This window comes from Longimonas halophila (genome assembly GCF_002554705.1).
GTDB lineage: Bacteria > Bacteroidota > Rhodothermia > Rhodothermales > Salinibacteraceae > Longimonas > Longimonas halophila.
The window spans coordinates 1-24,658 of the sequence record NZ_PDEP01000020.1 but is presented as its reverse complement, the minus strand read 5'-3'; the positions used below and the strand labels follow the sequence as shown (position 1 = coordinate 24,658).

38 protein-coding genes and 2 tRNA genes are annotated in these 24,658 nt (G+C 57.8%); 2 read left to right on the top strand and 38 right to left on the bottom strand.

Annotated elements, in window-relative coordinates; genetic code table 11:
* Positions 1–359: 359 nt before the first annotated feature.
* The 4 genes from CRI93_RS14610 to CRI93_RS14595 form a co-directional block, all read right to left on the bottom strand.
* Positions 360–434: transfer RNA gene (locus CRI93_RS14610), tRNA-Glu, on the bottom strand.
* A 17-nt stretch (positions 435–451) separates the two neighbouring features.
* Positions 452–525 (bottom strand) — tRNA-His (locus CRI93_RS14605).
* A 191-nt stretch (positions 526–716) separates the two neighbouring features.
* Positions 717–1,193, bottom strand: a complete 477-nt coding sequence (gene ribH, locus CRI93_RS14600; protein ID WP_098063401.1) for a 6,7-dimethyl-8-ribityllumazine synthase — start codon at positions 1,191–1,193, stop codon at positions 717–719.
* Between the two features lie 45 nt (positions 1,194–1,238).
* Positions 1,239–2,066 carry a PHP domain-containing protein gene (locus CRI93_RS14595; protein ID WP_098063399.1) on the bottom strand — a complete coding sequence of 276 codons (828 nt, stop codon included), beginning with the start codon at positions 2,064–2,066 and terminating at the stop codon, positions 1,239–1,241.
* 112 nt (positions 2,067–2,178) lie between these two features.
* On the opposite strand from CRI93_RS14595, the gene CRI93_RS14590 reads away from it, so the two are divergent.
* Both CRI93_RS14590 and CRI93_RS14585 read left to right on the top strand, forming a co-directional pair.
* Positions 2,179–2,688 (top strand): HIT family protein, encoded by a 510-nt coding sequence (locus CRI93_RS14590; protein ID WP_098063397.1) that lies wholly within the window; start codon positions 2,179–2,181, stop codon positions 2,686–2,688.
* Between the two features lie 42 nt (positions 2,689–2,730).
* Positions 2,731–3,792, top strand: a complete 1,062-nt coding sequence (locus tag CRI93_RS14585; protein ID WP_098063395.1) for a DUF72 domain-containing protein — start codon at positions 2,731–2,733, stop codon at positions 3,790–3,792.
* Positions 3,793–3,799: 7 nt separating this feature from the next.
* Here the strand turns inward: CRI93_RS14585 and ruvX are convergent, their stop codons facing one another.
* The 34 genes from ruvX to CRI93_RS14415 all read right to left on the bottom strand — a co-directional run.
* Entirely contained in the window at positions 3,800–4,228 is a 429-nt protein-coding gene (gene ruvX, locus CRI93_RS14580; RefSeq protein ID WP_098063393.1) for a Holliday junction resolvase RuvX, read from the bottom strand.
* A gap of 3 nt (positions 4,229–4,231) precedes the next feature.
* Positions 4,232–4,609 carry an HU family DNA-binding protein gene (locus tag CRI93_RS14575; RefSeq protein ID WP_098063391.1) on the bottom strand — a complete coding sequence of 126 codons (378 nt, stop codon included), beginning with the start codon at positions 4,607–4,609 and terminating at the stop codon, positions 4,232–4,234.
* A gap of 97 nt (positions 4,610–4,706) precedes the next feature.
* On the bottom strand, positions 4,707–6,947 hold the full coding sequence (locus CRI93_RS14570; RefSeq protein WP_098063389.1) for a RelA/SpoT family protein: 2,241 nt from the start codon (positions 6,945–6,947) through the stop codon (positions 4,707–4,709).
* A gap of 184 nt (positions 6,948–7,131) precedes the next feature.
* Positions 7,132–7,581 (bottom strand): 50S ribosomal protein L17, encoded by a 450-nt coding sequence (rplQ, locus tag CRI93_RS14565; protein WP_098063387.1) that lies wholly within the window; start codon positions 7,579–7,581, stop codon positions 7,132–7,134.
* Positions 7,582–7,646: 65 nt separating this feature from the next.
* Positions 7,647–8,630 (bottom strand): DNA-directed RNA polymerase subunit alpha, encoded by a 984-nt coding sequence (locus CRI93_RS14560; protein ID WP_098063385.1) that lies wholly within the window; start codon positions 8,628–8,630, stop codon positions 7,647–7,649.
* Positions 8,631–8,852: 222 nt separating this feature from the next.
* A complete protein-coding gene (gene rpsD, locus CRI93_RS14555) occupies positions 8,853–9,455 on the bottom strand; it encodes a 30S ribosomal protein S4 (protein ID WP_098063383.1) in 603 nt (200 codons plus the stop codon).
* A gap of 120 nt (positions 9,456–9,575) precedes the next feature.
* Entirely contained in the window at positions 9,576–9,986 is a 411-nt protein-coding gene (gene rpsK / locus CRI93_RS14550) for a 30S ribosomal protein S11 (protein ID WP_098063382.1), read from the bottom strand.
* Between the two features lie 115 nt (positions 9,987–10,101).
* Positions 10,102–10,482: a 30S ribosomal protein S13 gene (gene rpsM / locus CRI93_RS14545; RefSeq protein WP_098063380.1), complete on the bottom strand. Its 381-nt coding sequence runs from the start codon at positions 10,480–10,482 to the stop codon at positions 10,102–10,104.
* 199 nt (positions 10,483–10,681) lie between these two features.
* Complete coding sequence (gene infA, locus CRI93_RS14540) at positions 10,682–10,900, bottom strand: translation initiation factor IF-1 (protein ID WP_098063378.1); 219 nt, start codon at positions 10,898–10,900, stop codon at positions 10,682–10,684.
* Between the two features lie 3 nt (positions 10,901–10,903).
* Positions 10,904–11,716 carry a type I methionyl aminopeptidase gene (map, locus tag CRI93_RS14535; RefSeq protein ID WP_098063403.1) on the bottom strand — a complete coding sequence of 271 codons (813 nt, stop codon included), beginning with the start codon at positions 11,714–11,716 and terminating at the stop codon, positions 10,904–10,906.
* Positions 11,717–11,759: 43 nt separating this feature from the next.
* Positions 11,760–13,076: a preprotein translocase subunit SecY gene (gene secY, locus CRI93_RS14530; protein ID WP_098063377.1), complete on the bottom strand. Its 1,317-nt coding sequence runs from the start codon at positions 13,074–13,076 to the stop codon at positions 11,760–11,762.
* Positions 13,077–13,141: 65 nt separating this feature from the next.
* A complete protein-coding gene (gene rplO, locus CRI93_RS14525) occupies positions 13,142–13,606 on the bottom strand; it encodes a 50S ribosomal protein L15 (RefSeq protein ID WP_098063375.1) in 465 nt (154 codons plus the stop codon).
* A gap of 103 nt (positions 13,607–13,709) precedes the next feature.
* Positions 13,710–13,910 carry a 50S ribosomal protein L30 gene (rpmD, locus tag CRI93_RS14520; RefSeq protein WP_098063373.1) on the bottom strand — a complete coding sequence of 67 codons (201 nt, stop codon included), beginning with the start codon at positions 13,908–13,910 and terminating at the stop codon, positions 13,710–13,712.
* A gap of 70 nt (positions 13,911–13,980) precedes the next feature.
* Positions 13,981–14,502, bottom strand: a complete 522-nt coding sequence (gene rpsE, locus CRI93_RS14515) for a 30S ribosomal protein S5 (protein ID WP_098063371.1) — start codon at positions 14,500–14,502, stop codon at positions 13,981–13,983.
* A gap of 41 nt (positions 14,503–14,543) precedes the next feature.
* On the bottom strand, positions 14,544–14,903 hold the full coding sequence (gene rplR / locus CRI93_RS14510; protein WP_098063369.1) for a 50S ribosomal protein L18: 360 nt from the start codon (positions 14,901–14,903) through the stop codon (positions 14,544–14,546).
* Positions 14,904–15,029: 126 nt separating this feature from the next.
* A complete protein-coding gene (gene rplF / locus CRI93_RS14505) occupies positions 15,030–15,584 on the bottom strand; it encodes a 50S ribosomal protein L6 (RefSeq protein WP_098063367.1) in 555 nt (184 codons plus the stop codon).
* A 54-nt stretch (positions 15,585–15,638) separates the two neighbouring features.
* The gene (gene rpsH, locus CRI93_RS14500; RefSeq protein WP_098063366.1) at positions 15,639–16,040 is read right to left on the bottom strand and encodes a 30S ribosomal protein S8; all 402 of its coding nucleotides are present in this window, start codon (positions 16,038–16,040) and stop codon (positions 15,639–15,641) included.
* Between the two features lie 77 nt (positions 16,041–16,117).
* On the bottom strand, positions 16,118–16,387 hold the full coding sequence (rpsN, locus tag CRI93_RS14495; protein WP_098063365.1) for a 30S ribosomal protein S14: 270 nt from the start codon (positions 16,385–16,387) through the stop codon (positions 16,118–16,120).
* Between the two features lie 70 nt (positions 16,388–16,457).
* Positions 16,458–17,033, bottom strand: a complete 576-nt coding sequence (gene rplE, locus CRI93_RS14490) for a 50S ribosomal protein L5 (RefSeq protein WP_098063364.1) — start codon at positions 17,031–17,033, stop codon at positions 16,458–16,460.
* A gap of 129 nt (positions 17,034–17,162) precedes the next feature.
* The gene (rplX, locus tag CRI93_RS14485) at positions 17,163–17,549 is read right to left on the bottom strand and encodes a 50S ribosomal protein L24 (RefSeq protein WP_098063363.1); all 387 of its coding nucleotides are present in this window, start codon (positions 17,547–17,549) and stop codon (positions 17,163–17,165) included.
* A 97-nt stretch (positions 17,550–17,646) separates the two neighbouring features.
* A complete protein-coding gene (gene rplN, locus CRI93_RS14480) occupies positions 17,647–18,015 on the bottom strand; it encodes a 50S ribosomal protein L14 (RefSeq protein WP_098063362.1) in 369 nt (122 codons plus the stop codon).
* A gap of 153 nt (positions 18,016–18,168) precedes the next feature.
* Positions 18,169–18,462 carry a 30S ribosomal protein S17 gene (gene rpsQ, locus CRI93_RS14475; RefSeq protein ID WP_098063361.1) on the bottom strand — a complete coding sequence of 98 codons (294 nt, stop codon included), beginning with the start codon at positions 18,460–18,462 and terminating at the stop codon, positions 18,169–18,171.
* Positions 18,463–18,502: 40 nt separating this feature from the next.
* Positions 18,503–18,706 carry a 50S ribosomal protein L29 gene (gene rpmC, locus CRI93_RS14470; protein WP_098063360.1) on the bottom strand — a complete coding sequence of 68 codons (204 nt, stop codon included), beginning with the start codon at positions 18,704–18,706 and terminating at the stop codon, positions 18,503–18,505.
* An 86-nt stretch (positions 18,707–18,792) separates the two neighbouring features.
* Complete coding sequence (gene rplP / locus CRI93_RS14465; RefSeq protein WP_098063359.1) at positions 18,793–19,233, bottom strand: 50S ribosomal protein L16; 441 nt, start codon at positions 19,231–19,233, stop codon at positions 18,793–18,795.
* Positions 19,234–19,351: 118 nt separating this feature from the next.
* On the bottom strand, positions 19,352–20,080 hold the full coding sequence (gene rpsC, locus CRI93_RS14460; RefSeq protein ID WP_098063358.1) for a 30S ribosomal protein S3: 729 nt from the start codon (positions 20,078–20,080) through the stop codon (positions 19,352–19,354).
* 73 nt (positions 20,081–20,153) lie between these two features.
* Positions 20,154–20,510, bottom strand: a complete 357-nt coding sequence (gene rplV, locus CRI93_RS14455) for a 50S ribosomal protein L22 (protein WP_098063357.1) — start codon at positions 20,508–20,510, stop codon at positions 20,154–20,156.
* Between the two features lie 63 nt (positions 20,511–20,573).
* Positions 20,574–20,861: a 30S ribosomal protein S19 gene (rpsS, locus tag CRI93_RS14450; protein WP_098063356.1), complete on the bottom strand. Its 288-nt coding sequence runs from the start codon at positions 20,859–20,861 to the stop codon at positions 20,574–20,576.
* A 50-nt stretch (positions 20,862–20,911) separates the two neighbouring features.
* Positions 20,912–21,751, bottom strand: a complete 840-nt coding sequence (gene rplB, locus CRI93_RS14445) for a 50S ribosomal protein L2 (protein WP_098063355.1) — start codon at positions 21,749–21,751, stop codon at positions 20,912–20,914.
* An 80-nt stretch (positions 21,752–21,831) separates the two neighbouring features.
* Positions 21,832–22,131, bottom strand: coding sequence for a 50S ribosomal protein L23 (locus CRI93_RS14440; protein ID WP_098063354.1), 300 nt, complete (start codon positions 22,129–22,131; stop codon positions 21,832–21,834).
* Positions 22,132–22,213: 82 nt separating this feature from the next.
* Positions 22,214–22,858, bottom strand: coding sequence for a 50S ribosomal protein L4 (rplD, locus tag CRI93_RS14435; protein WP_098063353.1), 645 nt, complete (start codon positions 22,856–22,858; stop codon positions 22,214–22,216).
* A 77-nt stretch (positions 22,859–22,935) separates the two neighbouring features.
* Positions 22,936–23,565 carry a 50S ribosomal protein L3 gene (gene rplC, locus CRI93_RS14430; RefSeq protein ID WP_098063352.1) on the bottom strand — a complete coding sequence of 210 codons (630 nt, stop codon included), beginning with the start codon at positions 23,563–23,565 and terminating at the stop codon, positions 22,936–22,938.
* 71 nt (positions 23,566–23,636) lie between these two features.
* A complete protein-coding gene (locus CRI93_RS14425) occupies positions 23,637–24,140 on the bottom strand; it encodes a hypothetical protein (protein WP_098063351.1) in 504 nt (167 codons plus the stop codon).
* On the bottom strand, positions 24,137–24,448 hold the full coding sequence (gene rpsJ / locus CRI93_RS14420; protein WP_098063350.1) for a 30S ribosomal protein S10: 312 nt from the start codon (positions 24,446–24,448) through the stop codon (positions 24,137–24,139). Before rpsJ ends, CRI93_RS14425 begins: the two co-directional genes overlap by 4 nt.
* A gap of 84 nt (positions 24,449–24,532) precedes the next feature.
* A partial coding sequence (locus CRI93_RS14415) for an EF-Tu C-terminal domain-related protein (protein ID WP_483869238.1) occupies positions 24,533–24,658 on the bottom strand: 126 nt, incomplete at its 5' end.

Sequence of the window (24,658 nt, the reverse complement as noted above, 5' to 3'; positions counted from 1 at the left end):
ACGCGCGTCGTTGCGAAGCTGCTGGCCTACATGGTGGGGTTTGTCGCCAACGAGGCCCTGGGTCGCCCCGGAACAGCCCTGAAGAGCCTCTATCGATGATTTACCCATAGCACAAGACGTTCTGAGAACCTATTTTGATTTCTTATTTTGGGCTCCGAGCGGCTTCGCTGGGCTGCAAATTGCCCCTAATCTCGGCCCGTAGCCCCGGCTACGAACCTCAATTGGGGTCCAATTTTCGCCTCAGCGTCCCTCGCTCTCGCCGTCAAACCAAAACCCAAACAGGTTCTTACGCTTCAGGCAGATCAGATCATTGCTACAAACAAAAAACGCCTCGGCAGACGTGCCGAGGCGCTTGAAGGTACCGCGTACGGGATTCGAACCCGTGTTACCGCCGTGAAAGGGCGGCGTCCTAGACCAGGCTAGACGAACGCGGCATAATTCAGTATGTAAGGGTGACCGGAGGGATTTGAACCCTCGGCCTCCAGGACCACAACCTGGCGCTCTAACCAACTGAGCTACGATCACCATGTTGCGCTAACGTAGAACCCAACATATAAGCCGGTTGGCTTTTTCGCAAGGCAAGAGACCATGAACTTGCCAGTTTGGACAAGCAAAATCTCTGGTTGAGCCCGAAGGCGCTTTCTCCGTTAGGCCATACACATTGACGATTCCCCCCTACCGGTGTTCCGGGTTCACCGATCACTCACAGGAAGCTGCTATGAAGCCGGAAGCTGTGTGCGTACGTCGACCATTTCGAGGGCGGCCAGCGCGGCTTCTTCGCCCTTGTTACCTGCCTTACTCCCTGCCCGCTCAAGAGCCTGCTCAATGGTGTCGGTGGTAAGTACACCAAAGATGACGGGGACTCCAGTATCCACCGATACGCTTGTAATGCCACTGGTTACGCCTGAGCATACGTAGTCGAAGTGCGGCGTGGCCCCGCGGATGACGGCGCCCAGCGTAATGATGGCGTCGTATGCGCCTGAGGTTGCCATCTGCTTGGCCAGCACGGGAATCTCAAACGCGCCGGGGCACTCCACAACGGGTAGTTCCTCGGTGTCTACCCCGTGCCGCCGTAGCGTGTCCAGCGCGCCCTCCAGCAGCCGTTCGGTGATCAGGTCGTTGAAGCGGCTCAGTATGATTCCGAAGCGGGCTCCGTCGGGAGCAATGTGGCGTCCTTGGATACGGGTCGGCATAAGCGTATGTGCAGCGCGTTTGTTGAGGATGCATTTGGCAGGCTGTTACGTGCAGGCTGCGGCGATTCGTTCCCAGGCACGCCGTGAGAGTCCGGTGTGCCCCACTCCGCGTGCGGTGGCATGCAGCGGGCCATGAAAGTCGGAGCCGCCGGTAACGAGCAGGTCGTTGGCGCGGGCCCGGTTGCGATAGTAGGCTTCGAGCGAGGCATCGTGTGAGGGATGCACGCACTCCAGCGCATCGAGCCCGGCCTCGATGAGTCCGCGCAGTATGCGTCCAGGGAGCCAGTGTCCGGGATGCGCAATCGCGGTGATGCCACCCGCCTCGTGAATCTGATCGATCATCCACGCGGCCTCGACCTCGGGGAGCGGCACGTACGCGGGCTTGTCGTCGCCGAGATAGGTATCAAACGCATCGCCGACCGACTCGATAGCTCCAATCTCCTGCAGCGCGGCGGCGATGTGCGGACGCGCTACCACGCCGTCGCCCTTGGGCACCTGATGCTGCACATCCTCCCACGTGATGGCAATGCCGCACGCGGACTGCAACTTTTCGACGATCGCCTGGGCCCGCTCGATGCGTGCGGTGGCGTAGCGGTCGAAGTGGCGGGTTAGCGCCTCATCGCTCGGGTCAAATCCGTAGCCCAGCAGGTGAATACCGTGACCGTTGTAGTGCACGGTGCATTCTACGCCCGGCACGAATCCGAGCTCTGCCTCCGAGGCTGCAGACTGGGCCTCGGCAATTCCTGCTACGGTGTCGTGGTCGGTAAGCGCCAGCACACCCAGGCCGATGGTTTTGGCTTCGTGAACCAAATCGCGGGGCGCGAGGTGGCCGTCGGAAGCGGTGCTGTGCGTGTGCAAATCAGCGTAGACCATAAAAGATGGCAGGCGGTAGGGGAGTCAAGGCAGCGTGTCGCATCCCCCTGAACCGTACCTGGTCCCCGAAGTTTACGAATGCTCGTTGTCTTCCCTCTTGTTTATGCTGACTATGGATCGGCTCTGGAGCCCCTGGCGCGCCGCCTATGTGGAAACGGCGAACGACCGTCCCGAACTGGACGAGGATACGTCTATCTTTGCCCACTTGGCAGCACAAGACGACGACCGCGAGAATCTGATTTTGTGGCGCGGCGCGGAGGTGTTTGTGATCATGAACTTGCATCCGTATAACAATGGGCACCTGCTTGTGCTGCCGTACCGCGTGGTGGCCGACTATGATGCGCTCACGGATGCCGAGCGCATTGCACTGGCACAGGTGGCCAACCGGTGCATTGGGTGGCTGCGCACGGCGCTCCATCCCGATGGCTTCAACGTAGGGATGAACCTGGGGCGCGCAGCAGGCGCGGGCATCCCTGAGCATCTACACATGCATGTCGTTCCGCGCTGGGACGGCGATACCAACTTTATGCCGACCACGGGCCAGACCAAGGTCATCCCCGAATCGCTCAGCGACACCTACGCAAAGCTCAAAGCGGTTATCGCGTCGGATGCTGAGGCATAGCGCCTCTTCCATTGCTTCTCTCGTTCCTGATGCTGCCCTATTATGCCTGACGTTTCCTCGCTCGATGTGCTTCGTGACCAGGCCGATGCCTACGTCTTTCAGCACATTCACCCGCACGTGCGCTTCGGTACCGCCAGCGACCGCTATGCCGGATGGATTGGGCAGATCTACCCCGAATCGGCCACCGAGGAGGTGAGCACGCAGTCGCGCTCGCTGGGCGGCTCGTCGTACAGCATCGGCAAGGTGCCTATTTCGTACGCGCCCGAGTACTTCGATCACTTTTCGGTGCTGGAGGTCGACTTCACATTCTACCACCCACTGCATGACGCGGGCGATCCTACGCGCACCTTCCATACGCTCAAGCGCTACGCCGACGCCGCCCCAAGCACGGCGCGCTTTCTGCTAAAGGCTCCGCAACGCTTCAGTGCACGCACCCTGCGCACCAACACCAGCGACGGGCCGCGCTACACCGATAACGCCAATTATCTGGATGCGGAGGCCTACGTGTCCACGTTTCTGGATCCGGCACGCGAACTGCTCGACAACCGGCTGGTAGGCGTCATCTTTCAGCAGGAGTATCAGCGCCGCGGGGACAGTCCGCCCCCACGGGCGTTCGCCGAGGAGTTGGATTCGTTTTTTGCAGAGGTGCCGACCGAGGTGCCCACCCATCTCGAAATCCGCTCCGCGCACCTGCTGCAGCCGGTCTACTTCGACTGGCTGGCCTCGCGCGGACTGGGCCATGTGTTCAGCCACTGGAACTGGCTGCCTATGATTCGCGAGCAGTGGCACCGGTGCGGACAGCGCTTTACGGAGCGCACGGGCACGGTGGTTAGCCGCCTGCTCACGCCGCGCGACATGCCCTATGCCGAGGCGTTTAAGCATGCGCATCCCTTCGACGCTGCAGTACCTGCGCTTTCGGAAACGCAGCAGGCGCAAGATATGGTGTTGGATGCGACGGCGCTGGCGTTTCAGGCCGAAAAGCAGGAAGCCAACTTATATCTGATTGCCAATAACCGTGCCTGGGGCAACGCGCCGGAGCTCGCCCGTACGATTGCCCATCGCATTCTGGATGAGCGCGCCAAGCGGTCTGGGAAGCGCACATAGCCGCATGCTACGGGGCCAGCTCGTCAAGGTAATCTTGCAAGATGAGCGCGGCTGCAGCGGCATCCACCCGGCCCTTGTCGTAGCGCCCTGGCTGGCGCACGCCCGCCTCGCTTAGCGCCTGCTGGGCCAGCTCAGAGGTGTTGCGCTCGTCGCGGCGCGTGATGGACACAGCAGGCAGTGCGTCTTCTATTTTATCGATGCACGTCTGCACGCGCTGCGTCATGGTACCCGTGGTGCCGTCCCGCTCCAGGGGCCATCCGATCACAATGCCGGCCAGGCCGTGCGTATCGGCCAGCGCCTCCAGCACGTCCACGAGCGCTGCAGGCGGTACCGTATCGTGCGGATATGCCGTCATGTGCAACGGATCCGAAAGCGCCAATCCTACGCGCTTTGTACCGTAGTCAATGCCAACAAAACGGGGCGGCGTGTTGAGCACAGATTATTCGTCGTCTTCGTCAAGATGCTTGTCGGCGCTTCCCTCGGGAATCTCGTATCCCAACTCGTGCAGCGGCTGCTTGAGCACCTCGCGGATGCGCTTGCCGGGACGGAAGTGCGTTTTGCGGCGGCTGTGCACAAACACCGTTTCGTTGGTCTTGGGGTTGCGCGCCTTGGGCTTGGCTTTTGTCTTTTTGACCTCGAAGACGCCGAAGTCGCGCAGCTCGATGCGCACATCAGGATCAGCCTCGACAAGGAAGTCTCCAATTGCCTCAAGCACCGTGTTCACCCATGGCTCGCTCTTGTAGACGGGCTCGTCCATGCGGTTCGCAACGCGGCGTGCAATGTCTTTTTTGGTGACGGTTTCAGTACGCTCTGCCATCGAATCGAAGTCGTTAGGAGGTCAGAATACCGAGTTGATACGTCGTTGTACAATGTTCTCTGTGCGGCTTTACACCAGCCGACGGCAGCACTCCAAACTACTCTTCAAACCGGTACACGCCGTGGATGCCATCAATACGTTTCAGGCGCTCCATCAGGCGTTTCAGGTGCTCCAGGTCGCTTACGTGCAGCACGACCGTTCCAGAAAAGATGCCGTCTTCCGAATCAATGGTTATAGACCGAATATTCGTCTTTAAGTTCTTGGAAATCACGGTCGTCAGGTCATTGACCATACCGACCCGGTCTTCGCCCACCAGCCGCAGCGCCGCACCAAACTGCACATCGTTCTGATGGCTCCAGTCCACTTCCAAAATGCGATCTGGGTGGTTGGCAAGCAAATCGGGGGCGTTTGGGCAGTTCGAACGGTGGATGTTGATCGAGCCCGATCGGCTCACATAGCCAAACACCTCGTCGCCCGGTATGGGGTTGCAGCATGCAGCATAGTTCACGGCCAGATCTGTTTGCAGCTCGCCATTGATGAGCAGCGCCTGCTTGCCCGAGGTCTGCGCCGCATCCAGAAAGCGCTCGTACTTCTTGCGGAGCGCCTGCTCGTCGTCTTCGTCGTCAGTGCCGTTTTCAGATTGTCCGCCCGTTTTGATGCGATTGATGAGCTTCTGCGGCTCGTAGAGGCCGCTCCCGATCTCATAGAAGAGCTGCTGCAGATCCGGAAACTTGAGCTCGTGGGCAACCTCCTGCAGGTCTTGATCACTGATTTCAACACTGGCGCGGCGCGCTTCCTTCTCCCAGATCTCGCGGCCCAACTTGGCGGTTTTGCGACGCTTCTCGTTCGTCCAGTGCCGAATACGGCTACGCGCCTTGTGCGTCACCACAAAGTTGCTCCAGTCCGGGTTCGGGGTCTGCTTCTTCGAGGTAATAACCTCCACCTGGTCGCCACTGGCCAGCTCGCGCGAGAGCGGCACCATCTTACCGTTCACCTTGGCCCCAATGCACTGCATGCCCACTTCGGTGTGCACTTTGAATGCAAAGTCGACGGGCGTGGCCCCTTGGGGCAGCGTCATGAGATCGCCCTGTGGCGTGAAGACGTAGATCTCCTCGTCGTAGAGGTTGAGCTGAAACTCCTCAACGAACTCCGTGGCCTGTTCGGGCTTCGGACTCTCCAGCAGATCGCGCACCCAGTCGAGGAACTGGTCCATCTCCTCATCAGAGCGGTCGGCTCCTTCCTTGTACTTCCAGTGCGCTGCCACGCCGCGCTCGGCAATCTCGTGCATCTCTTGCGTGCGCACCTGCACTTCGACCCGGCGTCCTTTCGGACCCAGTACCGTGGTGTGCAGGCTCTGGTAGCCGTTGGACTTCGGTACCGAAATGAAGTCGCGGAAGCGTTCAGGCAGGGGCTTGTAGAGATCGGTGACGATGGAGTAGACACGCCAGCAGTCTTCACGCCCCTTTTTGCCCTCTTCATCGATCACCACGCGAATCGCAAAGATATCGTAGATCTCGTCGAGCGGCTTATTCTGCCGCTTCATTTTGCGGTGGATTGAGTAGATGTTCTTCACACGTCCGTACACGTCGAAGGTGAAGCCTTCGTCTTCCAGGCGCTGCTTGAGTGGTTCAACGAAGTACGCAATGTACGCCTCGCGCTCCTCCTTCCGATCGGCCAGGCTGTCTACAATGTGCTGGTACGATTCGGGGTCGAGCACCTTCAGCGATAGGTCTTCCAGCTCACTCTTCACGGCAAACAGCCCGAACCGGTGTGCCAGCGGGGCAAAGAGTTCCTTCGTCTCGCTGGCCTTCTTGAGCTGCTTCTCTTTGGGAAGCGCCTCGATGGTGCGCATGTTGTGGAGGCGGTCGGCAAACTTGACCAGGATGACGCGCACATCGGTCGCCATCGACAGCATGAGCTTGCGCACGTTTTCGGCCTGCCCCAACTCGCGGCTTGCAAACACCCCGCTAATCTTGGTAAGCCCATCAATGATTGTAGCCAGCGTGTCGCCGAACTCCTCGCGGATGAGCCCAATCGAAAGGTCGGTGTCTTCGACCACATCGTGCAAAAGCGCAGCGGCCACGCTCACGTCATCAAGGCCAATGTCTCGTGCTACAATGTCGGCCACTTCCATCGGGTGTGCAATGTAGCGCTCACCCGAAGCGCGCCAGTGGTGGCGGTGTGCCCAGTAGCTCAGCCGAAACGCCCGCCGCACCATGTCCTCATCCACCGACGGCAGATGCGTGCGGCAATGGGCCAGCAGGCGCTCCAAGCGCGCCTCGTACGTAGGCTCAACCGAGATGTTAGCTTCTTTGAGCACCGACGAGGCTTGAATCATAGATGTTCAGCAGTCAGACTAAGAGGATCCGTTTCATTCGTCTTACGATTGCCATACCGGTGGGATTCATAGGTGCTGCATGCGTCGGCATGTGCGTTCCACATCCCGCTATGGTAGCAACAAAAAAAGCGAGGCTTCCCAGTAGGAAGCCTCGCTGTCATTTTCAGTATGTGTTCGCAGTGCGCTACGCGTCGTCCTCGTCGCGGCTGCCCTTGCCACTACCACGGCGCGTGCCACCGCTGCTGCTACTTCCGCCTGTGCTGGCCGGCTGCACATCGTTATAGTCGACCAGCTCCACGAGCGCCATCTCTGAGCCGTCGTTGTTGCGCTGGCCCAGTTTGATGATGCGCACGTATCCCCCAGGACGATCGCCTACGCGTTCGGCCACTTCGTCAAAGAGCGTCGTCACCGCCTTCTTATCCTGCAGGTACCGAAAGACCTGACGGCGGTTGTGCTCGCTGTCGGTCTTGGCCCGCGTGATAAGCGGCTCCACGAACGGGCGCATGGCTTTCGCCTTCGCAATCGTGGTCTTGATGTGCTTGTGTTCAATCAGCGCATTGGAAAGCGCCGCCAGCGTCCGCTTGCGGTGCGCGCTGGTGCGTCCGAGTTTGTGACGTTTCGTGCGGTGTCTCATGGCGATCTATCAAACAAAGGGATTGGTGTGAAGCCGTTGCAGCGCAGTGCGTTGCAGGCAGAAGGTTAGCTGGACTGCTCTTCGAGGTATTCTTCGACGTCCATGCCAAAGTGCAGGCCGCGCTCGTCGAGCACCTCGACCAGTTCTTGTAGCGACTTGCGCCCAAAGTTGCGGAACTTGAGCATCTCGCTTTCTTCGCGGCGCACCAAGTCACCGATGTTTTTGATGCTGGCGGCTTTCAGGCAGTTGTGCGAGCGCACCGACAGGTCAAGCTCGTCGACCGGCTGTGCAAGCAGATCGCGGATGCGCTTCACTTCTTCGTCGACCTCCTGCTCCTCAACAACCGGCTCAGGCTCTTCGTCGAGCTGGATGAAGAACTGAATGTGGTCGCGCATGATGGCCGCAGCACGTGTCAGCGCTTCCTCGGGCGTGATGGAGCCGTCGGTGTCTACGTCGAGGGTGAGCTCTTCGTAGTCAATCTTCTCACCGATGCGCATCGGCTTGACCGAGTACTTTACGTTTTTGATCGGCGTGAAGATGGAATCGATCGCAATGACACCGATGGGATCGTCCTCGCGCTTGTTTTCTTCGGACGGCACGTATCCGCGTCCGTATCCAACCCGCAGGTCCACATTCACCGAAGCATCTTCGGCCAGTGTGGCAATGTGGTGGTCCGGGTTTAGAATTTCGAACTCGCTGGTAGCATCTTGGAGGTCAGCCCCGGTCCAGTTGCCCGGACCTTCCAGCGTAAGGTGGATGTGCGCTTCGTGCATCTCTTCGGCTTTCAGGCGCACGCCCTTCAGGTTCAGAATGATGTCGGAGACATCTTCTGTAACCCCAGGGATGGTCGAGAACTCGTGCTGCACGCCATCAATCTTGATGGCCGTGATGGCCTGACCCGGCATCGACGACAGCATGACGCGGCGCAAGGCATTGCCAATGGTAATGCCAAACCCCCGCTCAAGCGGCTCGATGACAAACTGTCCGGTGGTGTCGGACGCGTCCTCTACATGGACAGCGTCCGGCATTTGAATCCCAAAGTTGTTCATACGCTCGAATCGGTGATTGTATACAAAGACAGTACGGGGCGTCAGGGCGCGGCGGCACGCTGCACCTGCGCACACAGAGGGTTCAAAGAGAGGCAGTAGGCAACATATGCAGTGGCCGTTCAGCCATTGGGTTCGCTATGCGCAAGCTGAGCTGTGCAGTAGCGTCGTGTTGTGCCACATAGGTTGCAGCGAGCACACGACGGCATGCACAGACGCAAGCTACTACTTCGAGTAGAGCTCCACAATCAACTGCGCTTCGATATTTTCCGGGATCTCGTCGACCTCGGGAAGTCGGATGAAGCGGCCTTTCGCATCACCGTAGTCCACTTCAAGCCATGGGAAAACACGGCGCTGGCGCTCGGTGTTTTCTTGAATCGGCTCGATATTTTTGCTGCGCGGGCGCACCTCAATGACATCGTCGACACTTACTTCGTACGACGGGATGTCGACCGGGCGATCGTTCACCAGAATGTGGCCATGTGTTACAAACTGGCGTGCCTGTCGGCGCGTGCGACCAAACCCCATGCGAAACACGATGTTATCGAGCCGCGACTCCAGCATCTGAAGGAGCACGTCACCCGTTACGCCGCGCTTGCGAGCGGCCTTGTTGAACAGGTTCTTAAACTGACGCTCCAGCAGGCCGTACGTGTACTTCGCTTTCTGCTTTTCCTTCAGCTGTACGGCATATTCGCTTTCGCGTCGGCGCCGTCCTCGCCCATGCTGTCCGGGCGGATACGGCTTGCGCTCAAGCGCTTTGCTGGGCCCAAAAATGGGCTCTTTGAACCGGCGTGCGACTTTTTGTTTGGGGCCTCGATATCGAGCCATGTGACGTTTGATCGTGTGTCTTCGTATGAAAGGGGTGGGTCGTACAGAGCGCGAAGCAGTGGCGCAAAGCATCCAGTGAATGCGTTGCAGGTACGCCCGGGGGCTGCGCCGCGCAGATCATCACACGCGACGGCGCTTCGGCGGGCGGCAGCCGTTGTGTGGAAGCGGCGTTACGTCGCGGATGGTGGCGACATCGAGCCCAACGTCGGAAAGCGCGCGAATCGCCCCTTCACGGCCTGAGCCCGGGCCTTTCACGTATGCATCAACGCGGCGCAAGCCGAGGTCGTACGCCTCTTGGGCAGCCGCCTGGCCCGCACGCTGTGCTGCGTACGGTGTGTTTTTACGGCTCCCCTTGAATCCCATCTTGCCCGCACTGGCCCACGAAATCGTGTTACCGTACTGGTCGGTAAGGGTGATGATCACGTTGTTGAACGTCGACTTGATGTACGCTCGTCCGTTCGACTCTACGACAACGTTTTTCTTGCGGACGTTGCGTTTGCCTTTTTTGCCTTTGCCTTTTCCTTTTGCCATAACAGGGTTGGATCCGTTGGATGCGAGGGGCGGTGCGGTAGAGCGCAACAGCGTGCCTGTTCAGGCTGGCTGAGTGCTCCAAGGGGGCACGTATGCCCGATTGCGAGCGATGGAGTTACTTGCGGGGCGCCGTCTTCTTACCGGCCACTGTCTTGCGCTTCCCTTTACGCGTACGTGCATTCGTCTGCGTGCGCTGGCCGCGGACAGGAAGTCCTTTGCGGTGGCGCTGTCCGCGATAGCACCCGATGTCTTTCAAGCGCTTGATGTTCATCTGTACTTCGGTGCGCAACTGACCTTCCACAACATACTCCTCTTCAACGAGGCGACGCACCTCCCGCGTCTCAGTGTCTGACCACTTGCGGGGCTCATCGTTTTTGTCTACGTCAGCGCGCTCCAAGATTTCTTGGGCACGCGAGCGGCCTACCCCGAAGATCTCGGTCAGGGCAATTTCGCCGCGCTTATGTTCGGGAACGTCAACTCCAGCAATTCGGGGCATAGGTAGTCGTGGTCTGAGTCAATACACAAACGAAAAAGGGGGAAACGGGAGGGCGTGCACTCGGCAGATACCGGCGCGTACGCCATGTTATGAGGCGCGTTCTGGAGGTCTGTCCCACATAGCGGGCACTGTAGGCGCACGCTACGAACAGGCAGACCATAGCCGTGCAGCAGTACGGCACGGCATCAGCGGGGCGGCATCACTTGTAGCGATACACAATGCGGCCTTTCGACAAGTCGTACGGAGACAACTCCACCTTTACGCGATCGCCAGGCAGAATCTTGATGTAGTTCATACGCATCTTACCCGAGAGCAGACCGAGAATCTCGTGTCCGTTTTCGAGCTCAACGCGAAACTGCGCGTTCGGAAGCGCCTCAAGGACTTCTCCGTCTTGTTCAATGGCTTCTTCTTTGGCCATGGGCTATGCTGATTCTGAAACAGTCAGTGGGTTGTAAGGGGGCGTGTGTACGTCTTCGACATAGTCGAACGTACTCAAAATTTCGTATCGGTCGCTGTGTACGGCCACCATGTGCTCGTAATGCGCAGAAGGAGTCCGGTCAGCCGTGCGCACCGTCCAGCCATCGGCATCGGTGGTCACTTCATCATCGCCGATGTTTATCATGGGTTCAATGCAGATAACCAGTCCAGGTTTTATGCGACGGCCTGTACCGGGGGTGCCATAGTTGGGTACCTGTGGCTCTTCCCACAGACTTCGCCCGACACCATGCCCACAGAGGGCTTTCACAATACCGTAGTCGCTACAGGTTGATTCGACGGCATGACCGATATCGCCAATGCGATTTCCGGTCTTTGCCTGCTCGATGCCTGCATGCAGGCCGCGGTACGTTACATCGCAGAGTGCTTTCTTTTCATCTGATATCTCACCCACTGCGAAGGTGTACGCACTGTCGCCAATGAACCCATCAAGCACGACCCCGCAATCAATCGAGAGCAGGTCGCCTGATTTCAGCGGAGTATCGTCGGGAATGCCGTGTACAACTGCGTCATTTACTGATACGCAGAGCGTAGCAGGAAAGACATTGCTTCCCGCTTTATGGCCTTTGAATGCCGGCTCTGCGCCGTGTGTTCGTATGAACTCCTCAGCGATTGCATCCAGCTCGTTCGGCGTGATGCCTGGCTCTACATGTTTGGCAATCTCGCCCAGCGTGCGTCCGACAAGATCGGCGCTGGCGCGCAGGCGTTCGATTTCGCGTGTACTCTTCAGTTGAACCATGTGGCGTCGAATAAAGCCAGGGAGGTACTGCATCCAATTCATCTTATCCGCGGCGTCCACGCATCTTACCGCTCTTCATGAAGCCGTCGTAGTGACGCATCAGCAGGTGACTCTCAATCTGCTGCAGCGTGTCGAGCGTAACCTGCACCAAAATGAGCAGGCTGGTGCCTCCAAAGAACATCGCAAAGCCCTGCGACACGCCTGCTTGCATTGCAAAGGCGGGAAGGATTGCTACAAAGCCCAGGAAGATAGAGCCGGGCAGCGTAACGCGGGTCAGAATGTTGTCGATAAACTCGCTGGTCTGCTTCCCGGGGCGAATACCTGGAATGAAGCCGCCTTGCCGCTTCATCGTGTCGGCCATTTCTTTCGGATTCACCGTAATGGCCGTGTAGAAGTAGGTAAAGAAGAACGTCATCAGGAAGAAGACAACCGAGTACCCGACCCCAGATATATCAGAGAACCAGCTACCCAAGTTCTGCATGAAGGGGCTGTCAGGGAAGAATGCAGCCACCGTCGACGGAATAAACATGATCGACTGGGCGAAGATAATCGGCATCACCCCGGCTGCATTCACACGAATCGGGAGGTACTGCGTTGTACCACCGTACACCTTGCGTCCTACCACCCGCTTGGCATACTGCACCGGAATCCGGCGGATGCCTTGCGAAACCAGCACAATGCCGCCCGTGATGAGCGTCCACATGCCAATTTCGAGCAGGAAGATAAAGAAGTTATTCGACAGGTTGAACTCGTTGATTACCGCATTGGGCAGGAACGCAATGATGCCGATTGTAATGAGCAGCGAAATCCCGTTGCCAATGCCGTCTTCCGAGATGCGCTCACCGAGCCACATCACGAATACCGTTCCCGAAGTTAGGACAATCACCGTAGTGACTACAAACCACGTGGGACCGATAACAATTGCGGTACCAGTAGCCCCATACTGCAGGTTAATGGCGTACCCAATGGACTGGAGCGAGGTGATCGCAACAGTCAGGTAGCGCGTTATCTGGGTCATTTTCCGCCGCCCCTCTTCCCCTTCTCGTTTCAGTTTTTGGAAGTAGGGGACAACAGCACCCATGAGCTGGATGATAATAGCCGCCGTAATGTACGGCATGATCCCCAGTGCAAAGATGCCTGCCTGAAGAAAGGCTCCGCCGACAAACATGTCGAGGAAGCCAAACAGGCCCGCGCCGCCACTCTGAGCATTCACCTCAGAGAGCACCTGCGCATCAACCCCCGGAAGGGTCACGTACGCACCAATGCGGTAGATCACGAAGAGGCCCAGCGTATACAGGATACGCTTGCGGAGCTCTTCGACTTTCCAGATGTTGCGAAAACTTTCGGCAAGACCAGCCATACGAAGGAGCGTTCTCTGGCAAGCGTGTGCATGAATGCATCACGCCTGCCGATGGGTGGGGATTCCTACTCAAGGGTGGTGGTGGTACCACCAGCGTCCTCAATTTTACGGGCGGCACTGCTGCTGAACGCATGGGCTTCAACCTCCACCGCGTCCGAGATCGCACCGTCGCCAAGCACTTTTACGCGCTCGGCACTTCGAACGGCTCCTGCATCTTCGAGCACCTGCGGCGTGATCGGCGCATCAGCGTCGAGCACACCTTCAGCAACCAGACGCGCAATGCGACTGATGTTGACGATGCTGTACTCGGTAGGGAAGGGATTTGTAAATCCGAATTTCGGCACGCGACGGTGCAAGGGCATCTGTCCTCCCTCGAACCAGAGCGGGCGGTTTTTGCTTCCCGACCGGCTCGACTGGCCTTTGGTACCACGGGTGGAGCTATGGCCACCACGGCCCGAGCCAACGCCGCGTCCAAGACGCTTTTTCTTTTGTGTAGCCCCTTTTGCAGGGGAGAGGTTGCTAAGATCCATAGTCGATAAAGGCTCAGTGCCAGCGCGTTAGGGCGCCAGCACATGATCGGAAACAAACGAATGAAGAGCCGCTGTAGCTTCTTCGCGTACGCAGCGGCACGCCTTACGCACTGGCACCCGTGTCGTCGCTTTCTTCGACGTCAATCAGGTGCTGCACTTTGGCAATCATTCCGCGAATCTGCGGAGTGTCTTTGTGCTCTGCAGTGTCGTGCGGATGCCGTAAACCAAGCGCCTGCATGGTGCGGCGCTGCCGCTGGGGGCGACGGTTTAGGCTGCGCACTTGGGTCAATTTGAGAGTAGCCATAACATGTGTAGTCAAGTAGCTTTCAGTCTGGCAAACGCGCCACGCGGGCCCGGTTTACCCGTTCAGTCGGTTACCCATTAAATACCTTTTCAAGAGGAATCCCGCGGCGGCGGGCGACCTCCATGGCATCCTCCAACGAGGCCAGCGCGTTAATCGTGGCTTTCACCTGGTTGTGCGGGTTGCTCGTCCCAATCGATTTCGACAGGACATTTGTGAGTCCGGCACACTCAAGCACCGCACGCACCCCTCCACCGGCAATAACCCCAGTACCCGGAGCCGCTGGCTTCAGCAGCACCTTGCCCGAGTCCTGGCGCCCGATCGACTTGTGGGGAATTGTGCCATCGCGGATTGGGACGCGGACCATGTTTTTCTTTGCGTCCTCGTTCCCCTTCGAGATGGCGCTCGCAACTTGATTGGCTTTACCCAACCCAGCTCCTACGAGGCCATCCTCATTACCCACGACAACAATGGCGTTGAAAGAGAAGCGGCGCCCCCCTTTCACCACCTTCGACACGCGATTGATCGCCACGAGGCGGTCAACCCAGCTTTCTTGTCGCTTAGTTCCGTTAATTCGATTTCGTCCTTTGGCCATAATCGGCTACTGATCTACGGGAATGGTCTACAACGGGGTCGTTACAGGTGCAGGCCGCCTTCACGCGCGCCTTCGGCAAGTGCTTTCACCCGGCCGTGGTACTTGTAGCCACTCCGGTCGAATACCGCACGGTCAATGCCTTCGTCCTCAGCACGTTCAGCCAGTATCTGGCCTACAGCGTGGCTGGCCTCTGTGGGGCTTTCGGCATTGATGTCTTCTTCCTGGCTCGATGCCGACGCCAGCGTGTGGCCCGTCCAGTCGTCAATTAGCTGCGCATAGATGTACTTGTTTGATCGGTACACCGACAGCCGCGGACGGCGGGCCGTCCCCTGAATGGTTTGACGAATGTTGCGGTGAATGCGCTTGCGGCGCGTTCGGGTCGTTTCTTTGCCTTTTGCCATGCTACTAATTGGGTCGTTCTATTCAACAAGGTGGATTCGTACGGCTGGTCAAGATGCAGCACACAGATCAATAAAGAAAGCTCTCTGTCTTTTCGATCGCCGGTGCATTACATCCCTGACGTCGAGCTATCGAGCAGCCGTTTTACCCGCCTTCAAGGGCACATGCTCGTCTACATACCGCACGCCCTTTCCTTTGTAGGGCTCTGGCGGACGCAGGTCGCGAATCTTTGCTGCCACCTGGCCAACCAGCTGCTTGTCGATGCCTTCAATGGTAATCGTGTCGTCTTTACCACGGCCCGAATCTACGCTTACCTCAACTTCTTCAGGAGGCAGGAAAAAGATCGGGTGCGAGAACCCCAGTGCCAGTTCGAGCGCATCGCCGCTCAGGCTGGCCCGGTAGCCCACGCCCTTAATGGTAAGCTTCTTTTCGTAGCCCTCGGTAACGCCCGTGACCATGTTCAGAATGAGCGAACGCGACATGCCGTGCATGGCGCGATGACGCTTCTGATCAGTGGGACGATCAACAACGACTGAATCGTCGTTAACTGTGACCGTCATTTCCGGCGAAATCTGCTCCGTGAGCTCCCCTTTGGGGCCACTCACAGTAACAATGTTTGTGTCGTTTACGGATACCGTCACGTTCTCATCGAACGTAATGGGCTTGCTGCCTATGCGAGCCATGAAAACACCTGTAGGTCAAGGTTGAACGATTGCGTGGATGCGGGCACATGCGATTTAAAATACGCGGGCCAGCACTTCTCCTCCTACGCCAAAGCGGCGAGCCTCCTTGTCGCTCATTACGCCACGCGACGTAGACAAGATGGCAATGCCCAAGCCGTTTTTCACGCGCGGCACCTCCGTTGCCTTCGCATACTCGCGGAGCCCTGGCTTCGACACGCGTTCGAGCACCTGAATGGCTGGCTCGCCCGCACGGTCGTACTTCAGGTACACCCGTAGGCGGCCCTGCTTTCCATCATCAATGTTGAGGTAGTTTTTAATGTACCCCTTCTCCATCAGAATCTGTGTGATGGCGCGCTTCAGGTTGGAAGCCGGAATTTCCACGTACTGGTGGTTGGCCTGCTGCGCATTGCGAATGCGGGCCATATAGTCGGCAACGGGATCGGAGATTCCACTCATCGTATAGGTACTTTCATCTCTATGGTCGTAGGGGATGCATGCGTCGGTGTAGCAGGAAGCAAGTTCGCGCTTCCCGTCTACCAGCTGGACTTCCGGATGCCGGGAATCTCACCTTTCAGAGCCAGTTCCCGGAACACGATACGGGATACGCCAAACTCGCGCATGTATCCGCGAACGCGTCCCGAAATCGGGCATCGGTTGTTCTGGCGTACCGGACTGGCATCGCGCGGCAGTTTTTGCAGCTCAACCCAGCGGCCTTCTTCCTTCAGCTTGCGACGCTTTTCTTTGTACTTTTCGTAGGTCTCGCGGCGCTTCTTCTCGCGCGCAATCCAGCTTTTCTTAGCCATGGTCTTTAGGCAGCTATTTTGGTCATTCAGAGTACGGAGAGGGCACCGGAGCAGCCCAACATATAGGCTGCTATGCGGCCACAGCCTCATCATCTTCACGACGCACGAACGGCATGCCCAGCCCTTTCAACAGGGCATAGGCTTCTTCATCCGTCTCGGCGCTCGTCACGAACGTCACGTCCATGCCGCTCACCCGGTCAACATCGTCGACACTAATCTCAGGAAAGATCGTTTGGTCGTTGATACCAAGTGTGTAGTTGCCTTGCCCGTCAAAGCTGCGATCGGGTACGCCTTGAAAGTCGCGCACGTTAGGCAACGCCAGCGTCACCAACCGGTCAAAGAACTCGTACATGTATGCATCGCGCAGTGTAGTGCGTGCACCAACAGGTACTCCTTCTCGAATCCCAAAGTTTGAGATGCTCTTTTTCGCGCGCGTCACTTCGGGGTGCTGCCCCGTAATCGCTCGCAGCTCTTCAATCGCGTCATCAAGCAGCTTGGGCGTTTCTGCAGCCTCGCCGACCCCTTTATTGATACAAATCTTGGAAAGGCGCGGCGCGCGCATCACGTTATCGTACCCGAACTGCTCCATGAGATCGGGCAGCACATCGTCTTGGTACGTTTTTTTAAGGCGTGGAGGGTTGGCCATGATGTTGCTTATAGGTCGGTTAATTCGCCGTACAACAGACTCGAAAAGCGAGCCCATTGCAGATTATGAAAATGATGGAGCAGCCAGAGGGGTTCCTCCTGCATACTCGTTTCATGCCGTTCGGCGTGCTTAGTTGTCCAGCTGCTCGCCTGTGGTTTTTGCGTAGCGAACCCATTGCCCACGTCCCGTTTCAGGGTCCTCGATGCGGCGTCGTCCCACACGTGTTGGGTTTCCGTTCTCGTCAACCGGGTTTACGTTCGAGGCATGGATCGGGGCTTCGCGCTCAATGCGCCCGCCCTCTGGGTTGGCCTGGCTGGGCTGTTCATGAAACACGCGCATGTTCACGCCCTCCACAATCACACGCTCGCGTTCTGGAAAGACCCGCAGGACCTTGCCCACGTAGCCTTTTTCGCGATCGTCGCCTGCAGAAGAGGCGGACGTTACGGTCTTGTTCAGCATGACCATATCGCCTTTTTTGACGTGCAGCTTGCGTTGTTTATTCGATGTACGGGGCATGGGGGCTAAGTTTTCTTGTCGTCAATAGCAGAAGCTGGGGGCGTGCGCACCTTGCACCGTGATTTGCAAGCTACGCTGCGAGCATCACAGGACCGAGTTACAACACCTCAGGTGCCAGCGACACAATCCGCATAAACTGTTTTTCGCGCAGCTCACGCGCTACCGGTCCAAACACACGGGTACCTACCGGCTCGTTTTGATCATTGATCAGCACAGCCGCGTTTTCGTCGAAGCGGATGTAGGAGCCGTCGCTTCGCCCTACCTCCTTACATGCACGCACCACTACGGCAGGGCTTACATCGCCCTTGCCTACAGTGCCACCTGGAATCGCCGATTTCACGGAGACCATGATGCGATCGCCCAGGCTGGCATAGCGGCGTCCGCTACTGCCCAGTACTCGGATGCATTGCACTTCTTTCGCGCCGCTGTTGTCGGCTACTTTCAGTCGTGATTCCTGCTGAATCATCGCGTGTCACACAGTTAACTTTGAAGGAGGAGGTACAGGAGGCATGGGGCGTGTTCAGAGATAGCAAGGAGCCTGCTTGTGCCCGGCGCGCACCAGACATTTGCCTGGATCGCCAGGTTTGTACAGATGCAAACCCCTCATTGCCGGTCTCCGTTACGCCGCACGCTCAATAATGTCATCAAGGCGCCACCGCTTCCGTTTACTGAGCGGGCGCGTCTCCACAATGCGCACAATGTCGCCTTCTGAGGCGGTTTCGTCCTCATCATGCACAAGCATTTTCGAGGAGCGCTCCAAGTACTTGCCGTACATAGGATGCTTCATCTGACGACGCACGTTTACCGTAATGGTTTTATCCATTTTCGTGCTCGTCACAATGCCCACACGTTCTTTTCGTGCGTTGCGCGTGGTGGATTCGGCGGGAGCGTCTGTCTTGGGCGTATCAGGCATATCTGGGTATCAAGGTATGAGAGCAAACAGGAAGCTACGCTTACGCGTTGGCCTGCGCTTTCTTCTCAGTCAAAATAGTCTTCAGGCGCGCCACAAAACGGCGCTTCGTACGCAGCAGCATCGGGTTTTCGATACGGCCATGTACAGAGTGGCGGAAGCGCAGCTTTTCAAGCTGGTCTTGCTCTTCTTCAATGCGTGTCTCAATCTCAGGAATACTGAGATCGCGGACCTCTTTGGCTTTCATATCAACACAAGTCTATAACGAACACGGACATAAGGAGTATGGCCACTCCCGAAAGGTAGGCGGCAGCGAGCGAATACCAGGAGCGATCAGGCTTCGTCGCGATCGCGGTACATGGGGCGTACAACGAACTTCGTTTTGATAGGGAGCTTGTGCTTCCCAAGCCGAAGCGCCTCTTTGGCCACTTCGCGAGACACACCGCCTCCCACTTCAAACAACACCTGCCCAGGATTTACCGGCGCCACATAGAACTCAGGCGCTCCCTTCCCTTTACCCATACGCGTTTCTGCCGGCTTCTTCGTGACCGGCTTGTCCGGGAAGATTCGAATCCACACCTTACCGGCTCGCTTCATGTAGCGGTTGATTGCTACACGCGCCGACTCAATCTGACGGCTCGAAATCTGTCCTTTTTCGAGCGCCTTCAGTCCGAAATCGCCGAAGTTGATACGTGTGCCGCGCTGGGCATTGCCTTTCTTCAGGCCTTGCCGACGCTGCACCTTGCGATGTTTGGTTCGTTTGGGTTGTAGCATGGGAGTGTGTAAGTTGGTGTCGCACGGGATCGGGCCCGGCAACGCCTATTCATAAGGATAACGACAACAAAGAGTGCATGCACCCGCCCTGTAGACGGTCAGTCAGGACACAGCGCTGTTAGTTGCGCCGACGGCGCCCTCCGCGCTTGCGTCCGCCGCGACCGCCACCGCTCTGATTCTGCTTGCGCTGCTGCGCCTGCACGTTCGGGCTCAGGTCGGGCTGTCCGAGGATTTCGCCGCGGTGGATCCACACTTTCACACCAATGGTGCCGTAGATCGTAAGTGCGGTTGCTTTGGCGAAGTCGATGTCAGCTCGGATCGTGTGAAGCGGTACGCGGCCTTCGAGGTACTCCTCGATGCGCCCCATTTCGGCGCCGCCCAGGCGGCCCGCCACACGGATGCGAATGCCTTCAGCACCCATCCGCATCGCAGCCGTCATAGCTTGCTTCATGGCGCGACGGTACGAAATCCGTCCCTCCAGCTGCTGCGCAATGTTCTTCGCCACCAGCGTCGCGTCCAGTTCCGGACGCTTAATCTCGCTGATGTTAATCTGGATGTCTTTGCCAGTCAGGCGCTTCAGCTCTTCGCGAAGCTTCTCCACTTCGCTTCCGCCACGGCCAATGACCACGCCCGGACGACTGGTATGCAGCGTCAGGATTACGCGCTTCGGCGTGCGCTCAATGACCGCACGACTCAAGCCCGCACGGCGCAGGCGCGCATCCAGATATTCGCGGATGGTGTAATCTTCCTCGATGTTTTCTTGCAGGTTTTGCTCCGCATACCAGTTGGAATCCCAACCGCGGATAATGCCAAGCCGAAACCCGATCGGATGTGTTTTCTGACCCAAGGGTAGTACCTCGTTTACCTATACAATTGCAGCGATGGGCAAATGCCCGTAAAGGTGTTCAACGGCAGCGTTGCTACGCAACCGGCTCGCGCTCGCGCACTTCCACCACAACGGTGAGATGGGTGGTGCGCTTACGAATCGGTTTCGCGCGCCCTCGTGCCGCCGCCTTAAACCGCTTGAAGGTGGGCCCTTCGTCGGCGCGAATTTCTTTGATGACAAGCTCGCTCTCATCGAAGCGTTCGTCGTGCTTATCCATCAGGTTGAACACCGCCGACCGAATGGTCTTCTCGACGACTTCGGTAGGCTTCTGCGGCAAGAAGCTCAGGATGTTAATGGCTTCTGGCACTGTGCGGCCACGCACCACGTTGATGACGCGCCGCACCTTCATCGGCGAGTTCCGAATGTATTTTTGTACAGCTCGTGCTTCCATAGCATTGGTCGGTTTGATGGCGGCGCAGTGCCCACGGCTTCCGCACGCATGCGCCAAACGTGATTAGGCGCGTCGCGTCCGTTTGTCTACTTTCGACTTGGCGTGGCCGCTGAACGTACGCGTGGGCGCAAATTCGCCCAGCTTGTGCCCCACCATGTTCTCAGACACATATACCGGGATAAACTGCCGGCCGTTGTGCACGGCAAACGTGTGGCCCACAAAGTCGGGGGTAATGATGGAGTCGCGGCTCCATGTCTTTACCACCTTCTTGCTATTGGACTCGTTGAGATCGTCTACCTTGCGTTGCAGCTTGTAGTAGACGTAAGGGCCTTTGCGTAAAGAGCGAGGCATAATGTGGGGTGTCGTCTGTCGGTAGCGTACGGGATGCAGCGGCAGCGGTTTTACCGGCGCTTCTTACGCTCGGTACGCCGCCGGATGATGTATTTGTTGGAGGTCTTGTTGCGCTTGCGCGTCTTGTAGCCTTTCGCAGGCACGCCTTTGCGCGAGCGTGGATGCCCACCCGAAGCGCGGCCTTCGCCTCCCCCCATAGGGTGATCAACGGGGTTCATAGCTACGCCTCGCGTACGCGGACGCCGCCCCAGCCAACGCTTCCGCCCGGCTTTGCCGAGCATGATGTTCATGTGGTCTACGTTGCTGGTGGTTCCTACCGTGGCGCGGCATTCGGCAGGCACAACGCGCGTCTCGCCCGAAGGCAACTGCAGCGTAGCAAATTTGCCTTCACGAGCCGTAAGGCGTGCTTCGGTACCTGCGGCACGGGCCATCTGTGCGCCCTTGCCTGGCTTCATTTCGATAGCGTGCACAACGGTACCCAGTGGCATTTTGGAGAGGGGAAGGCAGTTGCCCAAGTCAGGGCTTGCTGCCGGACCACTCATCACCGTGGTGCCCACTTCAATTCCGTCGGGCGCGATGATGTATCGCTTTTCGCCATCAGCATAAACCAAGAGAGCGATGCGTGCCGAGCGGTTTGGATCGTACTCGACCGTCGCCACACGTGCAGGGATATTGTCTTTCTGACGCTTAAAGTCAATCTTGCGATAACGCCGCTTGTGCCCTCCACCGCGGTAACGCATGGTCATGCGCCCCTGGTTGTTGCGGCCGCCCGACTTCTTAATGGGCTCCAGCAGGCTCTTTTCGGGTTCGGTCTCCGTAATGTCATCGAAGCCCGACACCGAGCGTTGGCGCTGGCTGTTTATGTTGGGTTTCAGTTTTTTAATCGACATAGGCCAGTAGGTACTTGTGCAGAAGCGGTGCCTCTGCGGTAATCAGTGGAATGCGTAGCAAACGTGCGGGCGTGCAGCCGTTATACGTCTTCGAAGAAGTCGATCTCGCCGTATTCGGGGTCAATCTCAACAATAGCTTTCTTGAAGCCAGACGTCCGCCCTTCGATCATCGAGCCCTGCCGAAACTGACGCCGTCGCTTTCCGGGCACAATTTGCGTACGGATATTCGTCACACGCACGCCTTCGTAGCGCCGCTCAACTGCAGCGCGAATCTGCGGCTTCGTGGCAGCAAGGTTCACGACGAAGGAGTACTTGCCTTCGTACATCTGCTCGGTTGCCTTTTCCGTAAGATGCGGCTCGATAAGAATACGATTGCTCATGGGTCAACAAGAGGTCCAAAGGGTGAGCGGAGACAGGGCAAACAGCCTGGAAACGCAAGGGTCCAAGCACAAGCCCAGTGTGTCAGGCCGTCTGCGGGGCCACCGAAAGCAGGTCATTCAAGTAGTCGAGAGCGCCTTGCTGAAGCAGTACGGCATCGGCATCGAGAACATCGATAGTCGAGAGGCTCTCTACCTCGCGCACGCTCACCTTCGACAGGTTGCGCGACGAAAGGTAGACTTCTTTCTCAACCTCGGTCGTCACAATCAACACTTTGGCATCGGCCAGGTTGTGCAGGGCAAGCAGGCTGCGTAACTCGCCAGTGCTCGGCACGTCCATGCTGAAGTCTTCGGTGACGTGCAGTGCGTCGTTTTGCACTTTGTAGGAGAGCGCAGAGCGGCGCGCTAAGCGCGAGGTCTTTTTGTTGACCTTCTGGGAGTAGGAGCGCGGGCGGGGCCCGTGGGCTCGCCCCCCCGTTCTCCGAATCGGCGACTTGGCATCACCGGCGCGGGCATTACCCGTGCCTTTCTGGCGATACAGCTTGCGCCGGCTTCCGCGCACATCGCTACGCTCTTTGGTTTTATGCGTGCCTTGACGCTGGTTCGCTTGAATGCGCTTTACATCCAACCAGATGACATGATCATTTGGCTCAATGTCAAACACAGTCGGATCCAGTGTCACTGTTTGGCCCGATGCGGCGCCGTCTTCTTGTGTAATTTCGAGATCCATGGCGTAATACTTGTGCAGAAGATGCAATCACTCGGTGCGGTACGACCCCTGCGTCCCGCTGTTTTAGCGGCGAGCCGTTATTTCTTGTGAAGCTCCACGTAGCTATTTTTCGCGCCTGGCACGGAGCCTTTCACGAGCACGGCATTGTGGTCGGGCAGGATGCGTACCACTTCCAGGTTTTTAATCATGGTACGGTCAGTGCCCATGCGGCCCCCCATGCGGGTGCCTTTAAACACACGCGAGGGGTCGGCGGAAGCCCCCACAGAACCGGGGTGGCGCTGCTGATCAGACTGGCCGTGCGTGCGCATTCCTACCCCTGAGAATCCATGACGCTTCACGACGCCCTGGAATCCTTTCCCTTTCGAGATGCCCACCACATCGATGAGCTCACCTTCCTCGAAAACGTCATCAGGGTGCAGCTCGTCGCCGCGTTTGAGGTCATCACCAGCACGATCGAATTCGATGACCTTGCGTTTCGGTTCCGTACCGGCGCTGGCAAAGTGGCCCTGCATCGCCTTCGTTGTGTTCTTCTCTGGCTTGCTGTCAAACGCAAGCTGCACGGCACTGTAGCCGTCGGGGCCGTCTTCGGTTTTTACCTGTGTTACCAGGTTCGGACCGGCCTCGATGACGGTGCAGGCAATGTTGTTGCCCGCATCGTCAAACACGCTGGTCATTCCTATTTTTTTGCCAATCAGTCCGCTACTCATGACGGTCGGTCGATTATGCCGGTCAGTAAATATTGGGGAAGCTACAGGATGCAGTGCATGCCTGCAGGGTCTTAGTCAGTTCGTTCAATCTGGAGACGCGCCCCCTCGGTGTCCCTCCAGTTGATGCTCGGGAGCAGCGCCCGTAGCAGTGGAGCAGGTCCCTGGAGACCCGGTCCGGATGCTAAGCGCGCTCGCGTTCCGGTCTGGACGTCGAGCGTCCACACAATGTCTGTTTCAAAACCACTCACAAAAGCGATTGTGTTCGTTCCTACTTCTTCAATCTGTCCTTCTACACGTAGGGGGCTTGCTGAGCCAGTGCGCATGCCTGTAATAACATAGCGCGCAGCACGCCCAGCGTCGTCGTCAACAGTCAGCGTGGGCAGCGTTTCGTAGCGCGATTGCAGCGCAGTTGTCAGGTCTCCACGCGGCCCGGCAATATCAAGTTCGGTAATTTGCCAGCTTCCGCTGAGCGCCTGAATTTGCGTGCCTTCGGGGGCTGTAGTACATCCGATGCTGTAACAAAGCAACAGAAGCACTGCCGCAAACGTCTTTCTGCCCAGGGCAAGCAGCGTCATACCTTGATCTCTACATCAACTCCACTGGGAAGCTCCAGCTTCATCAGAGCATCCACCGTTTCGCTATTCGACGAAAGGATGTCGATCAGCCGCTTGTGATGACGCCGCTCAAACTGCTCGCGGCTTTTCTTGTCAACATGCGGACCGCGTAGCACCGTGTAGACCTTCTTTTTCGTAGGCAACGGAATCGGGCCGCTTACCACCGCACCGGTCGACTTAACCGTCCGAATAATCTTCTCGGCGCTCTTGTCGATCAGCATGTGGTCGTACGACTTCAGCTTGATACGTATTTTTTGCTGGGTGGCCATTGCAGTGGGTCAGTTTCAGCAGATGCAAATGAATGGGCAGGCAAGCCGATGCCTGCCTGCCGCATGTGGGTGCCGAGCGGGCCGTTAGTCAAGGATTTCGGTAACGACGCCGGCGCCCACGGTGTGCCCGCCTTCGCGGATCGCAAACCGCAGGCCCTCCTCCAGCGCAACCGGCTGGATCAGCTTCACCGTAAACGTTGCGTTGTCGCC

What these genes read in the sequence shown, in the direction of transcription:
- ribH (WP_098063401.1), bottom strand. Translation starts at nt 1,193, where the DNA reads ATGCCGACCCGTATCCAAGGACGCCACATTGCTCCCGACGGAGCCCGC.
- CRI93_RS14595 (WP_098063399.1), bottom strand. Translation starts at nt 2,066, where the DNA reads ATGGTCTACGCTGATTTGCACACGCACAGCACCGCTTCCGACGGCCAC.
- CRI93_RS14590 (WP_098063397.1), top strand. Translation starts at nt 2,179, where the DNA reads ATGGATCGGCTCTGGAGCCCCTGGCGCGCCGCCTATGTGGAAACGGCG.
- CRI93_RS14585 (WP_098063395.1), top strand. Translation starts at nt 2,731, where the DNA reads ATGCCTGACGTTTCCTCGCTCGATGTGCTTCGTGACCAGGCCGATGCC.
- CRI93_RS14575 (WP_098063391.1), bottom strand. Translation starts at nt 4,609, where the DNA reads ATGGCAGAGCGTACTGAAACCGTCACCAAAAAAGACATTGCACGCCGC.
- CRI93_RS14570 (WP_098063389.1), bottom strand. Translation starts at nt 6,947, where the DNA reads ATGATTCAAGCCTCGTCGGTGCTCAAAGAAGCTAACATCTCGGTTGAG.
- rplQ (WP_098063387.1), bottom strand. Translation starts at nt 7,581, where the DNA reads ATGAGACACCGCACGAAACGTCACAAACTCGGACGCACCAGCGCGCAC.
- CRI93_RS14560 (WP_098063385.1), bottom strand. Translation starts at nt 8,630, where the DNA reads ATGAACAACTTTGGGATTCAAATGCCGGACGCTGTCCATGTAGAGGAC.
- rpsD (WP_098063383.1), bottom strand. Translation starts at nt 9,455, where the DNA reads ATGGCTCGATATCGAGGCCCCAAACAAAAAGTCGCACGCCGGTTCAAA.
- rpsK (WP_098063382.1), bottom strand. Translation starts at nt 9,986, where the DNA reads ATGGCAAAAGGAAAAGGCAAAGGCAAAAAAGGCAAACGCAACGTCCGC.
- rpsM (WP_098063380.1), bottom strand. Translation starts at nt 10,482, where the DNA reads ATGCCCCGAATTGCTGGAGTTGACGTTCCCGAACATAAGCGCGGCGAA.
- infA (WP_098063378.1), bottom strand. Translation starts at nt 10,900, where the DNA reads ATGGCCAAAGAAGAAGCCATTGAACAAGACGGAGAAGTCCTTGAGGCG.
- map (WP_098063403.1), bottom strand. Translation starts at nt 11,716, where the DNA reads ATGGTTCAACTGAAGAGTACACGCGAAATCGAACGCCTGCGCGCCAGC.
- secY (WP_098063377.1), bottom strand. Translation starts at nt 13,076, where the DNA reads ATGGCTGGTCTTGCCGAAAGTTTTCGCAACATCTGGAAAGTCGAAGAG.
- rplO (WP_098063375.1), bottom strand. Translation starts at nt 13,606, where the DNA reads ATGGATCTTAGCAACCTCTCCCCTGCAAAAGGGGCTACACAAAAGAAA.
- rpmD (WP_098063373.1), bottom strand. Translation starts at nt 13,910, where the DNA reads ATGGCTACTCTCAAATTGACCCAAGTGCGCAGCCTAAACCGTCGCCCC.
- rpsE (WP_098063371.1), bottom strand. Translation starts at nt 14,502, where the DNA reads ATGGCCAAAGGACGAAATCGAATTAACGGAACTAAGCGACAAGAAAGC.
- rplR (WP_098063369.1), bottom strand. Translation starts at nt 14,903, where the DNA reads ATGGCAAAAGGCAAAGAAACGACCCGAACGCGCCGCAAGCGCATTCAC.
- rplF (WP_098063367.1), bottom strand. Translation starts at nt 15,584, where the DNA reads ATGGCTCGCATAGGCAGCAAGCCCATTACGTTCGATGAGAACGTGACG.
- rpsH (WP_098063366.1), bottom strand. Translation starts at nt 16,040, where the DNA reads ATGAGTGGAATCTCCGATCCCGTTGCCGACTATATGGCCCGCATTCGC.
- rpsN (WP_098063365.1), bottom strand. Translation starts at nt 16,387, where the DNA reads ATGGCTAAGAAAAGCTGGATTGCGCGCGAGAAGAAGCGCCGCGAGACC.
- rplE (WP_098063364.1), bottom strand. Translation starts at nt 17,033, where the DNA reads ATGGCCAACCCTCCACGCCTTAAAAAAACGTACCAAGACGATGTGCTG.
- rplX (WP_098063363.1), bottom strand. Translation starts at nt 17,549, where the DNA reads ATGCCCCGTACATCGAATAAACAACGCAAGCTGCACGTCAAAAAAGGC.
- rplN (WP_098063362.1), bottom strand. Translation starts at nt 18,015, where the DNA reads ATGATTCAGCAGGAATCACGACTGAAAGTAGCCGACAACAGCGGCGCG.
- rpsQ (WP_098063361.1), bottom strand. Translation starts at nt 18,462, where the DNA reads ATGCCTGATACGCCCAAGACAGACGCTCCCGCCGAATCCACCACGCGC.
- rpmC (WP_098063360.1), bottom strand. Translation starts at nt 18,706, where the DNA reads ATGAAAGCCAAAGAGGTCCGCGATCTCAGTATTCCTGAGATTGAGACA.
- rplP (WP_098063359.1), bottom strand. Translation starts at nt 19,233, where the DNA reads ATGCTACAACCCAAACGAACCAAACATCGCAAGGTGCAGCGTCGGCAA.
- rplV (WP_098063357.1), bottom strand. Translation starts at nt 20,510, where the DNA reads ATGGAAGCACGAGCTGTACAAAAATACATTCGGAACTCGCCGATGAAG.
- rpsS (WP_098063356.1), bottom strand. Translation starts at nt 20,861, where the DNA reads ATGCCTCGCTCTTTACGCAAAGGCCCTTACGTCTACTACAAGCTGCAA.
- rplB (WP_098063355.1), bottom strand. Translation starts at nt 21,751, where the DNA reads ATGTCGATTAAAAAACTGAAACCCAACATAAACAGCCAGCGCCAACGC.
- CRI93_RS14440 (WP_098063354.1), bottom strand. Translation starts at nt 22,131, where the DNA reads ATGAGCAATCGTATTCTTATCGAGCCGCATCTTACGGAAAAGGCAACC.
- rplD (WP_098063353.1), bottom strand. Translation starts at nt 22,858, where the DNA reads ATGGATCTCGAAATTACACAAGAAGACGGCGCCGCATCGGGCCAAACA.
- rplC (WP_098063352.1), bottom strand. Translation starts at nt 23,565, where the DNA reads ATGAGTAGCGGACTGATTGGCAAAAAAATAGGAATGACCAGCGTGTTT.
- CRI93_RS14425 (WP_098063351.1), bottom strand. Translation starts at nt 24,140, where the DNA reads ATGACGCTGCTTGCCCTGGGCAGAAAGACGTTTGCGGCAGTGCTTCTG.
- rpsJ (WP_098063350.1), bottom strand. Translation starts at nt 24,448, where the DNA reads ATGGCCACCCAGCAAAAAATACGTATCAAGCTGAAGTCGTACGACCAC.